The sequence below is a fragment of the Paraburkholderia sp. J8-2 genome (genome assembly GCF_905220195.1).
Lineage (GTDB): Bacteria > Pseudomonadota > Gammaproteobacteria > Burkholderiales > Burkholderiaceae > Paraburkholderia.
In genome coordinates, this window is sequence record NZ_CAJMZA010000008.1 from 133,203 (window position 1) to 147,699 (window position 14,497).

General features: G+C 67.4%; 8 protein-coding genes. All 8 read right to left on the reverse strand.

The genetic code is table 11. The features are described 5' to 3' along the window. Positions 1-3 precede the first annotated feature (3 nt). Genes U5A52_RS19805 through bcsR form a run of 8 tightly spaced genes read right to left on the reverse strand, consistent with a single transcriptional unit; the run spans position 4 to position 14,488 of the window. Positions 4-1,413, reverse strand: a complete 1,410-nt coding sequence (locus tag U5A52_RS19805; protein WP_321911082.1) for an MBOAT family protein — start codon at positions 1,411-1,413, stop codon at positions 4-6. A 4-nt stretch (positions 1,414-1,417) separates the two neighbouring features. Beyond that, complete coding sequence (locus U5A52_RS19810; protein ID WP_321935915.1) at positions 1,418-2,134, reverse strand: cell division protein FtsQ; 717 nt, start codon at positions 2,132-2,134, stop codon at positions 1,418-1,420. 39 nt (positions 2,135-2,173) lie between these two features. Continuing rightward, on the reverse strand, positions 2,174-2,827 hold the full coding sequence (locus U5A52_RS19815; RefSeq protein WP_321911086.1) for an SGNH/GDSL hydrolase family protein: 654 nt from the start codon (positions 2,825-2,827) through the stop codon (positions 2,174-2,176). A gap of 45 nt (positions 2,828-2,872) precedes the next feature. Next, positions 2,873-6,931, reverse strand: coding sequence for a cellulose biosynthesis protein BcsC (locus tag U5A52_RS19820; RefSeq protein ID WP_321935916.1), 4,059 nt, complete (start codon positions 6,929-6,931; stop codon positions 2,873-2,875). A gap of 13 nt (positions 6,932-6,944) precedes the next feature. Next, the gene (gene bcsB / locus U5A52_RS19825; protein WP_321935918.1) at positions 6,945-9,284 is read right to left on the reverse strand and encodes a cellulose biosynthesis cyclic di-GMP-binding regulatory protein BcsB; all 2,340 of its coding nucleotides are present in this window, start codon (positions 9,282-9,284) and stop codon (positions 6,945-6,947) included. Positions 9,285-9,324: 40 nt separating this feature from the next. Beyond that, positions 9,325-11,712 carry a cellulose biosynthesis cyclic di-GMP-binding regulatory protein BcsB gene (gene bcsB / locus U5A52_RS19830; RefSeq protein ID WP_321935919.1) on the reverse strand — a complete coding sequence of 796 codons (2,388 nt, stop codon included), beginning with the start codon at positions 11,710-11,712 and terminating at the stop codon, positions 9,325-9,327. Then, a complete protein-coding gene (gene bcsA, locus U5A52_RS19835) occupies positions 11,709-13,955 on the reverse strand; it encodes a UDP-forming cellulose synthase catalytic subunit (RefSeq protein WP_321935920.1) in 2,247 nt (748 codons plus the stop codon). The genes bcsB (U5A52_RS19830) and bcsA overlap by 4 nt, the downstream gene beginning before the upstream one ends. Next, positions 13,952-14,488 carry a BcsR/BcsP family cellulose biosynthesis protein gene (gene bcsR / locus U5A52_RS19840; RefSeq protein ID WP_321935921.1) on the reverse strand — a complete coding sequence of 179 codons (537 nt, stop codon included), beginning with the start codon at positions 14,486-14,488 and terminating at the stop codon, positions 13,952-13,954. Before bcsR ends, bcsA begins: the two co-directional genes overlap by 4 nt. Positions 14,489-14,497 lie beyond the last annotated feature (9 nt).

The window sequence follows — 14,497 nt, forward strand, 5'->3', positions numbered from 1 at the left end:
GCGTCAGAACTGGAAGTAAAGGAAAGGCACCGCGCCACGCGCGACAATCAACCCGAACGACAGCAGAAAGCCCGCGAGCGGCCACCCGGCTTGCCACAGCCTTCCCAGCGACGTATCGGCCATGCGGTCCCAGCGCGATTGCCAGATCGGCAGCAGCACGCAGACGATGCCGAGCGTGGCGGCCAGCCCATGCACAGGCCGCAGCAGCACGAGCGTCGCGTCGCTCAGGCCAATGCCGTTCAGGCCGAATTGGCCTCGGTACATGGCGAGCGCCGCGTGAAAGCCCACCGCGCGAAACAGCGTCCAGGCCAGCATGACGAACAGGATCGTCAGCACGTGCGACAGCCAGAGCGGCACGGCGGCCATGCCGGCGCGGCGCCACAGGCGCGCCACGGTCAGCGCCACACCATGCGCGACGCCCCACAGCAGGAAGTTCCAGCTATCGCCGCCGTGCCATAGGCCCGCGATGGCCATGGTCAGCAACAGGTTGCGGCAGGTTTGCCATTCGCCGTCGCGGTTGCCGCCTAGCGGGATGTACAGGTAGTCGCGAATCCAGCTCGACAGCGAGAGGTGCCAGCGGCGCCAGAAGTCCTGAATGCTGCTCGCGAGGTACGGATGATTGAAGTTCTCGGGAAAGCGAAAGCCGAGCATTTGCCCCAACCCGATGGCCATCGCGCTATAGCCCGCGAAATCGAAGAACAGTTGCAGCGTGTAGAAGCCGCAGCCAAGCCACGCGTCCGCAAGCGTGGGCGCGTGCATGGCAAAGACCGCGTCGACGATGGGCGAAAGCGTGTCGGCCACCAGCACCTTCATGCTCATCCCCACCATGAGCCGCCGCGCGCCCGCCGCGAAAGCGTCCCAGTCGACCGTGCGCGACACCAGCTCGCGCTTGACCCAGGCGTAGCGAATGATCGGCCCGGCGATCAGGTGTACGAACATTCCCTGATAGGCGCCGTAGCGGATCACGCTGCGGTCCGCCGGCACCGTGCCGCGCTGCACGTCGATCAGGTAAGAAACGGACTGCAGCACGATGAAGGACAGCCCGATGGGCAACACGACGTGCTGCCAGGGAATGGGTCCCGCATGGCCCGCCGCCAGCACGCTGTCGAGGCTATCGACCACGATGTTGGCGTACTTGTACCAGCACAGGATCGCGACATTCACGGCGATGAAGACCGCGAGCCAGCCACCGCGCGCACGCGGGCTCGGCGCGCTGTCGATCACCACGCCGCCGAGCCAGCCGCAGAAGGTCAGCGCAATGAACAGCAGCAGAAAGACCGGGCTCCACCAGGCGTAGAAGAACCAGCTGCAAAAGAGCAGCACCGCGTTGCGCCAGCGCGCGGGCGATACGACGTAAATCGCGAGAAAGGCCGGCAGAAACAGTGTCAGGAATTCGAGGGACGCGAAGACCATGCGCTCAGCGGCTCACCGCGTCGTTCGCGAAAAAGATGCGCGACTGCGCCCCGGCCGGCACGAGGAACACCGTATAGCGCTGTCCCGCCACGAGCGTGCCCAGACTCAGCGGCTGGCCCACCGGCTGGCCGCCGCACGCCAGTTGCACCGACAGCGCGACCGGGTTGACCTGGCGGCGCTTGCCCTGCCCCGCGGCCACGCCGTCGAGCAGCACGATGTCGCGGCCAGGCACCTTCAGCGTGGGTGCGGCGCAGCGCGCATCGAGGTTGTAAAAGCCCACCGAGGCTTTGAGCGCGTTGAAGTCGTCCGGTTTTTCGCGCACCGTCACGACCTGCGAGCGCGCGCCTTTCTGCGCGCCGTCGAGCGCCACGATGCTGACGAATTCGCCGGGCTGCACGGTTGCGCTCACATCCTGGTGGGCGCCGCCCGCCGTCAGCGTTCCGGCCACCGGCTTGCCCGCGGCGATCGGGAAAAAGTGGCTGGCCGGGCTCGCGGCATTGAGTGTCAGGCGGGCTTTCGAACCTGCCGAGCTCACGTCCACCGGCTGCGATCCGCCGTCGACGAAACGCACGAACGATGCATCCTCCGCGGGCCCGGTTGGGTACAGCGGGATATCGGCGGCCATGGCCGGTTCAATGACGGACTGCGCGGCCAGCGCGAAGCCGGCCAGCGCGAGGCCGCGAAAAACGAAGCGCAGCGGCTGGAAAAGGACTTTTTTCATTGTTCTTCCACTCTTTCGATGTCGCGAGGCGGCGGCGCCTTACTTGTGCTGCTGCACGGCCGGCAGTTGAACCAGCGCCTTCATGATGTCCGCGCCCCAGTACTTGTAGCCGGTCGTCGTCAAATGCTGACCGTCGACGGTCGCCCATTCGCCCGGCTTCGAAAACGTGAGCGAGTCGATGTACTGGCACGGCGCGACATTGGTGGCGAGAAACGACGAAAGCTGCTTCACGCGCGCAAAGGTCTTCTGGTACTTGCCGCCCTCGGTGCCCCAGGCCGGGCCGACCCAGACGCACGCCGTCTTGCTGGCGGCCAGGTCTTGCGTGAGCGCCGTGACCTGCTGCCACGCCCAGCTCTTGGGAAAGTCGTCCTTGCCGTAACCGCCGATCGTGTCGCCTTCGACGATGATGACGAGGTTGGCCTTGTTCGCGGCGACCAGCTGATCGATCGGCTGGGTCTTCGCGTTGTGATCGACGACGAGCGGCGACTTGCCGTTACGCGAGGCCCCGCCGCAGGTGCCGGGCACCGACTTCACCCAGTCGCCCGGCGCACTGCCGCACACGCCGTAGGTATGCACCTGCGCGCCGGCGGCGATCAGCTGGTCCTGCAACGTGTCGATGAGATAACCGGGCTCGCTCAAATGGCTATCGCCAATCATGAGAATGCTGAGACCTGCAAGTACGGAAGCAAGCATGAATCTGTGACTCCTGAAAAACGATCGATCGTCGAATCGATCGGGCTACTGATCGTTGTAATGCGACTGGTAAGGCATGACCGGCATGTCCAGCGACTTCGTTTGCGGTGCGAAGCTAAAGCGCAGATACAGTCCGGCCACCCACTGGCGGTAACTGGACGCGTTGTTGGCCCCCACGGACGCGCCGCCCGTGAGGTGATTGCTGAAGCGGTATTCCGCCGCGGCCAGCAGGTTGTAGCCGATGCCGGTTTTGGACTGCGCCGGATGCACCGCGCCATCGCTCAAGCCTAGCGTCGAAGCCGCCGATTCGGCCGCCGACTGCAGCGTGCCGTCGGTCGGGAAATACGGCGCGCCGGCCTCGTGGTAGTACTGCAGCCCTGCGGACCCTTGCAGCTTGTAGGTCCAGCGGTCCGAGCGCTGCGCCCAGGTGACCGGCACGGTGAACGCATAGAAGCGCTGCGGACTGAAATAGCCGCCGTTGCCGTAGGTGAAGTTGTTTTCGTTGTGGCGGTAGAACTCGCCGCTCAGGTTCATGCCTACGGTCAGCATGGTGTTGGCACTGCGAAGCAGGTACCAGTACGTGCCCGCGCCAACTTCCGCGCCCTCGTTGGACTGGACGTTATGGCCGTCCAGGTACTTCAAGGAACCGTAGCCGTAGAAACCGTAGTCCTGATTGTCGAGGCCGATCGCCCCATGCAGCCCCGTGGCGGTCACGCCGCCCCAGCTCAGGCCCGAGCGCGCATCGGTCGAACCGGCGAACGACGTGATGCTGTCGGTCACGGCCCGGCGCGACACGCCCGCGTTGAACCAGCCGCCGTCTTTCGCGCCGATGCTGCCCTTGAACGACGCGCCGCCGACCACGTTGGTGTACTGGAAACCCAAAGGCGTCGTGCCGATGTCGAACGCCCACTTGCGCGTCTCATAACCAACGCCCAGACCCACGCCGTAAGCGCTCTGCGCGCCGGGAGCCGCGACCGTGCCGTCTTTCTGCGCCTGCGCCGCCACCGGCCCGCCGCCGAACTGGCTGCTGCTGTAGACATCGGTGCCGAGCGTGCCGCCTTCGAGCTCGACCGGCGTCACGCGCAACGACAGCTTGCCGTTGCCGGCCGGCAGCAAGGCTTCGAGCGGCTGCTGCACGTTCGTCAGTTGCGAGGTCCCGCCGGCGCTGTTGTTCGACGCGACGAACAGGCCGCCGCGAATTTCCGGCGAGCGCTCCGAGCGGATATCGTCGAGTTCGTTGCGCATGTCGTCGAGCGAAATGGCGCCCTCCTGAGGCGCGCTCGTGGCCACCGCGTCCTGCGGCGCCCGCTCGCCGATCGGCGTGCCGGCCACCGTAGGCAGCGCGGACGCGCGCACCGGCGAACGCTCGCCCGCCGCCGTGGACGCCGCGGACGCCGTTGTTGACGCGAGGCCGGGCATCGTTGCCGCATCGTTCGCGAGCGCGCCGTCGGACACGGCGCCTGCGTCGCCCGCGGTGCCTGCGGTGCCTTGTGCCGCGAGCGCATTGGCCGCGCTCCGGCGATTGTCGCGAGCCGCACGGCGGCGGCGATCGTCGTCGTGCACGAAGGGATTGCCCGCCACATGGGCGCCTTGCGCCTGCACGCCGAGCCGCTGTTCCTTCGCGGCAATGGCCCTCACCAGCAGCGACTGCGCCTCGCGCGTCTTGCCCTGCATGACGTAAATGCGCGCGGCGCCCGCCAGCACGTCAGGATCGTTCGGCGCCTTCGCAATGGCCTGTTTCAGGGCTGCGTCCGCCACGCCGCCCTTGCCGGCCTGCACCGCCGTCATCGCCACGCCCAGTTGCAGCCCCGGATTGTCGGGGTCGTTCGCGAGCGCCTTCCGATAGAGCGACAGCGCTTTGCCGTACTGGCCGTCGGCGGCATACATGCGCGCAAGCGCGGCGTTGGCCAGGCTGTCGTTGGGCCGCTTCGCGAGCACCGGCGCGAGCGTGTCGTAAGCCTGCGCAAGATCGCCTTGCTGGCGCTGCTGTTCGGCGAGACGCACGGCGTAGAGATAATTCAGATCGTCGAGCTGGCGGCGCTGGTCCGCGGTCAGCGTCACGGTCTGCAATCCGCGCATCACTTCCTGGGCCTGAACGTTCTGGCCGGTCTTGAGCAGCAGGCCCGCATAGGCCAGTTGCATATCGGGACCGCCGCCCTTCACGCCGCTCCTCGTCGAATCAAGCATCAGCCCGTGCATCAGGGCCATGGCGCGCGGCAGGTTCCCGGCGTCCACCCAGGCCTGGGCGAGCGCGCTCACCCGCGCCGGGTCCTTGCCCGCCGACGCCTCGAGCCGCGCCAGCATGTTGCGCGCGTCGTCGAGATTGCCGTCGCGCGCCAGTTGCGAGGCTTGCGCCGCCACCGCCTGGAAATCGATCTGCTGCGCCGTCGCCACCATGTTCGGCGTGCGCGCGGCAGCGGGGATGCGCGCCATCGTGTCCTGCGCGCGCGTCCAATCGCCCATTTGCATCGCCAGCAGCGCGCTCGCGTAGAGGGCGTCCGGATTGTCCGGGTTCGACGCGAGCAGGCCATCGACGAGTTCGCGCGCCTCGTCGGCATGGCCCTGCCTCAGTTCGAAGCGCGCCAGTTCCAGACGGAGCCACGGATTGTCGGGATCCGCGCGCTGCGCGTCTTCGAGAATGCGGTGCGCCGCGTCCAGATCGCCGCGCTGCTCGGCGGCGTCGGCACGCCCGGAAGCGACTGCCGCGCGCAGACGATCGAGGCCGCCGATGCCGGCCTGCTGCTCGGGCGACATGCCGTCGACCCACTTCTGGGCCTCGTCGGCGCGCCCCGTTGCCGCGAGGATATCGACGAGCCCGCTCACCGCTTCGCGGTTGTTCGGGTGTGCCGCCAGCACCTCCCGGTAGACTTTTTCCGCATGGGCGAGATCGCCCTGCGCCGCATACAGGCGGGCCGATGCGTTGCGCCCGCCCGGTTCGGCCGGGTCCATGCGCAGCGCCTGGTCGAGCTTGCTGCGCGCGGCGGCGTAGTCGCCCACGCTTTGCGCGCCTTCGGCCTGATTCACGAGCAGCCAGTAGCGCGCCGAAGCGAGCGCCTTGTTCCAGTTGGCGCCGGCACCCGGACGCGCGACGGCGCGCGCGAGCAGCGTCTGCGCCTGCGCGAGGTCGCCCTGCTGCATGCGCACCAGACCCAGGCCACCGAGCGCGTCGGTGTCGTTCGGCTTGTCGCGCAACACGTCGGTGAACGACTGCTCGGCGGTCGTGATGTCGCCCGCCTTGAACGCCGCGAAGCCGCGCGTGAGGCGCGGGTCCATGACCGGCACGGCGGCGGCGCCAGGCGCGCGCGGCGAGAGCAGCTGATGACGGATCTCGTCGTCATCGGGATGCAGCTTCAGATAGTCCTCGAACCACGACCGGTTCTTCGGCGTGGGCGTGACCCAGGTCAGCACGGAGCGCCAGGCTTCCGTGGCCGCGCCGCCGATGTCCGGCCGCACGGCCAGCTTTTCCAGCAAGGCGACGCCGGCCGCGCGCTCGCGTTCGTCGCGCACCTGATGCTGGGCCAGCGCCAACAGGGTGTACGGATCGTTGGGCGTTTGCGCGTCCAGGCGCGTCAAGCCCTGAATGGCCGGGTCCACGCCACCCTCCGTATAGCCGAGGAAGGTGTAGTACTCGCGCGCCACGCTGCCTTGCGGCGGCTTGCCGCCCAGGGCCTTGTCGTATTGCGCCATCGCCGCCGCCAGCGCCTTCGGGTCGTTCTGGTTGACCGCGTCCTGCGCCATCTGCCGCGCCTTGGCGAACGTGGACTTGCCGGGCTCCACCGCAAGACGCAAGTCCTGCTCGAGCAGCGGCACGTAGCGGCTGTCGGGCGCCGCGGCGCGCAGTCTCGCCAGATAGTCGTTGGCGACCGAGAACTGCTTCTTGCCGACGGCGATCGACCCCATGCCATACAGGCCTTCGGGCTGCTTCGGGTCGGTCAGCAGCAGTTTCGACCAGGACTGCGCGGCCAGATCGGGCTTGTCATGCGCCTGCCAATAGCGGCCCTGCTCCAGCAGCATTCTGGAACTGGCGTCCTGCGCCCACGCGGGGTGGCTGACCGAGGTGAGCAACAAACCCAGAACACAGGCCTGGCTGCGGCTGACTAACATGAAGGTTTCCTGATTATTGTTGCGCGTGCTGCCCGGCGCGCAGCCGTGCCTCGGCCGCGGCATCGCGCCGTGCCTGACGGCGCCGCAAGGCGACGAACCCGAGCGCGGCGAGCAGCACGAGCGCGACAGCACCGAGCGCCCTGAGCAGCGAAGCCAGCGAGAGGCCGAACGAAGCCAGCCACCAGTCGAGGCCGCGCCAGAGGCCGAGATGCCCGACGTAGTAGGTGTGCTCGCCCACGAGCGAATCGACTTGCTGGCCGCGGATCGACACGAGGCTGCCCTGGATGGGCTGCTTGTCGTAGTTCGGCACGCCCAGCAGCGCCGCAACCGCATCCTTGAGGCCCTCGGGCTGATTGCTGACCAGCATGACCACGCTGCGGCCCGTTGCCTTCGGCGACTCGAAGCCCGCCAGCACGGCGCTCACGCCAGGCCCTGTCCAGGTGAGCGAGAGGCGGCCAGGCGCCGTGTCGAGACGCGGGTTGGCGTGGAACCATCCGCGCACGCGGCCCGGCAGATCCGAGAGCGAGAACTGCGCGTCGTGGTCATAGGCTGCGGGCATGTACGGCGCCCAGTCCTTGAGCCACGCCTGATCGGCGCCCGTGGCGATCACGAGCAGGTCCTTCGCCGTCGGCATGGCGTCGATCCGCTGACCGCGCAGCACGGTCACGCCGCGCGCCGGATAGCCGGTCGAGTCGCCCATGCGGCCCATCACGGCCAGGTACGTGCTGTATTCCTGCGGCCCCGCATTGGCGCCGAGCACCACATCCGTGTCGGACAGATCGGCCATGCGCGTGAACGGGAAACCCGCCTGCGCGAAGGCGGCCAGATTCGGCATGGCGATGTAGTGCGGATAGGTCGAGAGATCGATCGTCGATTCGGGATCGATCGCGCCGCGCACGTTGTCGATGATGATGTCGCGGCACTCGCCCTGCTTGATGTAGTCGTACATGTAGCGGAACTGCAGTTGCGTGTTCGGCTGCAGGAGCGTCTCGAGCGGCACTTCCAGCTTCGCCTGGCGCGGCAGGCTGCTGTCGGGCAGCACTTCGGCGCGCAGCTTGTCGCCGCCTTCGAGGCGCTCGAGCGGCAGCAGCGGGATCGACTTCATGAACTGGTCGCTGACGCTGAAGAGCAGCGACGAATTGACCATATAGGGCTGCGGCGTGTAGCGGTAATGCAGATCGATCGGCACGTTGGGCGCGTGCCAGCCGAACAGGTCGGGCGGCACGCGCGTGCTGATGCGGATGAGGTCGGGACTGTAGCCCGACACGCTCAACTGTTTAGTGTCGATCAGTTCGCCGAACGACACGGGGCTATCGGTGCGCAGCCAGCGCGGCGCGTCATAGGGCTTGCGCGGCGCGAGATCGGCGAAATGCGTGATGAGCGCGCTTGCGCCCGACAGCGTCTGGCTGCCCGTGACCAGCGCATCGGCCGCCTGCTTGAGTTCCTTGCCGTCGCGGCCCATGACGAGCAGCAGCTTGCCGTTCGCATCGTTCGGGTTGCCGACGATGGCGATGGTCGGGCCCTGCAGCGGTGCGCCCGCGAGCGCCGCCTGCTGCGCGCCCTCGACGATGACGACCGCGTTGCCCTGCGCGGGCACCGTGGAGAGCGACACCGGAAAGTCCGCGCCGCGATAGCTCGCCAACGCGCCGAACCACGACGACACGGCGCCGGCCGCCTCCAGCGCGGCCGCGTCGGGGTTGCCTGCGAACACGACCGGCAGCGTCAGCCGGCGGATGTCCTGGCCGTCGAAGAACGGCTTCGGCAGGCGCGCCAGATCGTTGGCCTGCGCGAGCGGCTGCGTGTCGAGGCTCAGCGTGCTTTCGTTGCTGATGTTGGCCCACAGGCTCGAATGCAACGGGTCTTCGCACTGCGTGGTGTAGTGGCCGATCAGTTGCAGACGCAACTTGCTGTTCGAGGTGAACAGATACGCCGGCAGCGTGATCGTGCGCTGCAGGCTGGTGCCGGCCGTGTCCTTCGGCACCGCGATCGAAGCCGCCACCTGGTCGTTCACGAGCACGTTGATGTGCGAGACATCGGGCAGCAGCGCCGGTGAATACGCATAGCGCAGGTTGAGGCGCGCCCCGCTCACGACCTGATCGTCGCGCACGCCGACCGGCAGCGTATTGCTGCCGTCGACACCGCGCAGATTGAGCGCGTATTGCGCACCCAGTTGCCGCAACGACCAGGTCACGGTCGACGATGCCGCCGACGACGATGGCGTTGCCGCTGCTGCCACGGTTGCCGCGGCGGGCTGCGCCTGTGCGTTGCTTGCGGCATTGCCGCCTGCCGCGGTCTGGGCGTGCGCCGCCGAGGCGAAGACGCAGCCGAGCAGCAATGCGGGCTGAACGGTCATGCAACGCGCGAGGCGTGCCCGGGAGATAGCAGGCCGTCTTTTAAACATGAGAACCTCGTCGTCCTTCTTCACGTTGCGATGTCTGGGGGATGTCCAGGTTCAGGCGGCTCAGGGCACGCCGATGCAGCAGCACGCCGCCGAGCAGACCGATGAGCACGACGCTCACGAGCGTCGACACGAGCAGCAGCACGATGTGACTCGCGAAGAACCACTCGACAGCGAGCCGGAACGGCAAGGACCCGATGAAATAGCTCTGATCCTTGTTCAGCGTGGTGAGGATGCCGTCGTTCACCACCACGAGGCTGCCGCCGATCGTGTCGTCGACGCGGTAATGGCGCGTTTGCAGCGCGTCCACGACCGCACTGAGCCCGCGCGGCGTATTGCCCGATACGAGCACCACGCTGCGGCCGTGCGCCAGCGGCGACTCGAACCCGGCCACCATGCCGTCGTCGTCGTCGCTGCGATAGAGCGCGGCAATATCGGCTTCGCGTCTGGCCTGCGCCTGGCCGCCGGTCAGCTTGTCCCACCACCTGGCGAACCCGTTGCCCGGCGTCGCGTCCGGCGCGAAGAACCCGCGCGGCAGCTCGGCGCGCCAGGTCGTGAGCAAGGGCTGGTTGTCGCCCGAAGCCAGCACGAGCAAGTCCTTGTTGCGCAGCGTTTGAACCTGCGACGCGCTGCCTACCGTCACGCCCAGCACCGGATAACCGGTGGCCTGCCCCATGCTGCCCATCAGCGTCAGATACGCGCCGTAGTCGTCCGCGACCGGCTGTGCCGGCAGGATCACAGCGGTTTCGGACAGATCGGCGAGGCGCGTGAACGGAAAGCCCGCGTTGGTGAAAGCACCCAGATCCGGCATGGCCGTGTAACGCGGCAACTGCGAAATGTCGATCGTCGAAGTCGGATCGATGGCGCTCAGCAGCGGGCCGCCGGGCACGTCTTGCCAATGGTCCTTCGTCTTGACGGCTTCGTAGCGGTAGTCGAATTGCAGCGTCGTCAACGGCGGCAGCAAATACGTAGGAATACGAATCACGGCATGGCCGTCCGACGCGTCGCCAGGCAGCGGCAAGGCCGCGAGCGGCGTATTGCCCGCCAGCACGTGCAGCTCCGAATGCCGGGACTCCGGGCGCGCCGTATAGCGATAGCGCAGATTCAGCACCGCACCGGCGTTGTTGAAACCGAACAGGCCCGGCGGCAGACGCAGGTCCACATCGATCGCGCCGGGGCGCAAGCCCTGGATCGTGAAACGGTCCGCCGGCAGCAGCTCGCCCAGTTCCACCGGGCGGTCGCCCGGCAGCCAGTTCGGTGCGTCGAAAGGCTTGCGCGGTAACGCGTCAACCGGGCCATCGATGCGGACCTGAGGGCCGGCCAGCGTCTTCGCGCCGAGCACCAGCGCCATCGCCGCCGTGCGCAGTTGCGGCTCGTCGCGGCCCGTGACGAGCAGCAATTTGCCGTTGGGGTCGCTGGGGTTGGACACGATCGCGAGCGCCGGACCGCTCGGGCCGTCCAGCGCAGCCGGGGCCAGGCCGAGGCCCGGCAACTCGTCGCGCAGCGCCAGCACGACGGCATGGCCATGCGCGGGCAGCGCGCCGAGACTCGCGGAAAAGTGCGAGCCGCGATAACCCGCCTGCGCGCCCAGCCACGAGGCGACGATTCCCGCGGATTCGAGGCGGCCGGTTCCCGGCGTGCGCGGCATCACGATGGGCAGGCTCAGCCTGCGAACGTCGCGCACGTCGAAGAACGGCGCGGGCAGTTGCGACAGATCGCTAGCGAGCGCTGCGGGCGCGACGGTCAGTTCGAGCGCGCTCTGCGGGCCGGCCTTCAGCCACAAGTCGGGACTCAGCGGATCATTGCCCTGATCGCTGGCCTTGCTGTGCGCAATCAACTCGAGGTTCAGATGATTGAACTCGGCGAGCAGCGACACCGGCAGGTCCACCGTCACTTGCGTCGACGTGCGCGGCGCAGGTTCGGGCAGTGCAAGCGTCGCCCCTACCACGCTGTTGACCAGCACATTGAGGTGCGAGAGCGTGGGGAGCAGCGTAGGCGAATAGCGATAGTCGAGCACGAGCCGCGCGCTGACCACGCGCTCGTCGCGGCGCAAACCGAAGTCCATGCCGCCATAGGCGTCCTCGCCGAGCAAGGTCAGCCCCTGCGCCGCGTTTTGCCGTAGTAGCGGAATGCGATAGGTATAGGTGTTGGCCGAGTCGGCGGCGGCTGGCTGCCCGGCCTCGGGCGAAGCCGGCGCCGCGGACGCGGCCTGCGAAGCGAACGCAGGCGCCGCTACGGCGGGCACGGTGGGCGCGGCGGGCAAACTCGTGGCCAGCGCAACGTTGGCGCCGAACGCGAGACCGGCGAGCACCGAAGCCCACCGCGGCGCCAACCGGCGCGTGCACGCGAGCGCGCGCAAAGGCAACAAATAGGCGTGGCTCACGATTGCTTCGATCCCAACTCGCTCGCCTGCGCTTCGGCCGAACGTGCGAAACGCTCGCGTCCGCCCATCAACAGATGGCGGGCCAACTCCTTGAGCCCGCGCATGCCGACGCCGAGCACCTCGAACAGGCTGCGCAGCGGCCGGTCACGGCGATAGCGGCCCCAGGAGCCAATCCAGCTATCGGCGCGCGAGAACGTCACGCGCATCAGGTCGCGCTCCTGATCGATCGTCAGGGCCGGGAAACTCACGCCCACGGTGCGGCCGCGGCACACCTGGACCTCGGCGGGGAACTTGCCCTCGTAGTCGTCGCGAAACACCGAGACCACGACGCGCTCGCCGCGTTGCGGCAGTGGGGCGTCCTCGGGCAGCACCAGTCCCAGGCCGCCTTGCGAATAGTCGCTGGTCTGGCACGTGACGCGACACCCGTTGGCGAGCTGCAGCGCGGCGGGCAACTCGATCTGCACGCGCGGCGTGAGGCGCAGCTGTTTCGACTCGGCCGCCACGCCTGCCGCCGCGCTCAGGTTCATGACGTTGTAGGTCACCCAGACCAGGTTGAACAAAATACTCATCGCCTCCGGCCAGCCAGGGCTGCGGATCAAACCCGCCACACCCACCGCAAACCCGGCGAGGTTGATGAGCAGCAAGACGATATAGGGCCGCGCCATCGCCCAATCCAGGAAGGACTGCCGGATCACGCCGCCCTTGGAGGTCACGTTGAAGCCGCGGCTGCCGGGACGCAGCACGGCCTGGAGCGCGGGCAGCATCACGTACCACGCGAGCACCGTTTCGTAGACTTCGCTCCAGAACGAATGGCGAAAGCGTCCTTGAATGCGCGAAGCGCCGATGCTCGAAATCACGAGATGCGGGACGACGTAGGCCAGCACCATGAGCGCCGACGCATGAAAGACATGCGCGCCGAAGAACAGGTAGGCCATGGGCGTGATCAGAAACACGATGCGCGGCAGGCCGAAGAAGAAGTGCATCATCGCGCTCAGGTAGCACAGCCGCTGCGGAATCGTCAGCCCCGAGATCAAGAGCGGATTGAACTGGCGGAAGATTTCCGCCATGCCGCGCGCCCAGCGAATGCGTTGGCCGATGTGCCGGCCCAGGCTCTCGGTGGCGAGACCCGCCGCCTGCGGAATGGCGAGGTAGCCCGTGTTGTAGCCCTTCATGCTCATCTTGAGCGCGGTCAGCGCGTCTTCCGTGACGCTTTCGGTCGCCACGCCGCCGACCTCCTGGAGCGCGGAGCGTCGCAGCACCGCGCAGGAACCGCAGAAAAACGCGGCGTTCCAGAGATCGTTGCCGTTTTGCAGCACGCCATAGAACAGGTCGCCCTCGTTGGGCACCTTCCGGTAGGTCTCGAGATTGCGCTCGAACGGATCGGGCGAATAGAACACGTGCGGCGTCTGCACCATCGCCATCTTCGGATCTTTCAGGAACCAGCCCATGCAGACCTGCAGAAACGAGCGCGTGGTGACGTGGTCGCAGTCGAACACGGCGATGAACTCGCCGCTCGTCTTCGGCAGCGCCGCGTTGAGGTTGCCCGCTTTGGCATGCGCGTTGTCGGGCCGCGTCAGATAATCCACGCCGGCCTGTTCGCAGAATGCGCGGAATTCGTCACGACGGCCGTCGTCGAGCAGGTAGACGCGCAACTTGTCGGCCGGCCAGTCGAGCAGCGTCGCGGCCAGCACCGACTGCCGCACCACTTCGAGCGGTTCGTTGTAGGTGGGGATATACACGTCCACCGTGGGCCACGTCGAGGTATCGGCGGGCAGCGGCGCAGGCCGGCGATGCAGCGGCCAGAGCGTCTGGAAGTAGCTGCACAACAGCATGAGCACCGCGTAGCCTTCGGCCAGCAGCAGCAGATAACCGAAGGTCCGGTCCAGCGAGTTGGTGAAGGACAGCGTCTGCGTGACGCGCCAGTACAGGTAGCGCAACGAGATGAACACCGACAACGCCACCAGCGACACCGTGAGCACACGGCCGCGAATGCGGCTCAGCGCAAGCGCCACGCCCATGCAAAGGATGGCGAACACCCACTGCTTCGACAGCGCGAGGTGCACCGTCATGGCGGACGTGAACAGCAGCACGGCCGCCAGCGTTACGAGCACGCGCGACCAGCGCGACGCGAGCAGCGACGCCCCCACTTCCAGCAGTGTGTCGTCCCAGTCTCCCGCATCGTCGCTTTGTCCCGCACCGGCGGTTGGTCGTTGCGGCTGCATCGATTTGCGTTTGAAGATCATGGCGCCCCGCGTGCTGCGACATCGGCGCGAGGCTCATTGCGTTCCATGAGGCGCGCAAACACACTGCTTAGCGCGGCAGACTGCTGCGCGGCGACGACAGGCTCGGGCGTAAGTTGAACGACAGGCTGCCCGGGTTCAACCTGATCAACCGGGGGAGGTTCTGAAGCGGCAGCGGAAATGGTGCACGCGACCGGCTGCGGCGGCTGGGGCGCGTCGGGTAACGTATCGGGCGTGGCGGCCGTTTCGCGCTTATCGACCGTGTCGACCGTCTCGGCCGTGTCGACCGTCTCGGCCGTGTCGACCGTCTCGGCCGTATCGAGCGTGGCGATCGCAGCGGGAGCCTCGGCCGAATCGGTGGCGGCGTCCTGCAACGCCATTGGCGCGGGCGCGACGGTATCCGGCTCCGCCGCGTTCAGCGTGGACCAGCGCCCACGCAGACCTTGCATCTGCTCCGCCCTTTCCACTTCCTGATACTGAAAAGGGCTTGCGTCCACTACCTCGAAAAGATTCGCAATGTCCGATGCACTGCTCATGCCCCGACC

Bases quoted from the DNA above. Each gene is read 5' to 3' on its own strand.
- bcsR (WP_321935921.1), bottom strand. From the start codon at position 14,488: ATGAGCAGTGCATCGGACATTGCGAATCTTTTCGAGGTAGTGGACGCA.
- U5A52_RS19815 (WP_321911086.1), bottom strand. From the start codon at position 2,827: ATGCTTGCTTCCGTACTTGCAGGTCTCAGCATTCTCATGATTGGCGAT.
- U5A52_RS19820 (WP_321935916.1), bottom strand. From the start codon at position 6,931: ATGTTAGTCAGCCGCAGCCAGGCCTGTGTTCTGGGTTTGTTGCTCACC.
- U5A52_RS19805 (WP_321911082.1), bottom strand. From the start codon at position 1,413: ATGGTCTTCGCGTCCCTCGAATTCCTGACACTGTTTCTGCCGGCCTTT.
- bcsA (WP_321935920.1), bottom strand. From the start codon at position 13,955: ATGATCTTCAAACGCAAATCGATGCAGCCGCAACGACCAACCGCCGGT.
- bcsB (WP_321935918.1), bottom strand. From the start codon at position 9,284: ATGACCGTTCAGCCCGCATTGCTGCTCGGCTGCGTCTTCGCCTCGGCG.
- U5A52_RS19810 (WP_321935915.1), bottom strand. From the start codon at position 2,134: ATGAAAAAAGTCCTTTTCCAGCCGCTGCGCTTCGTTTTTCGCGGCCTC.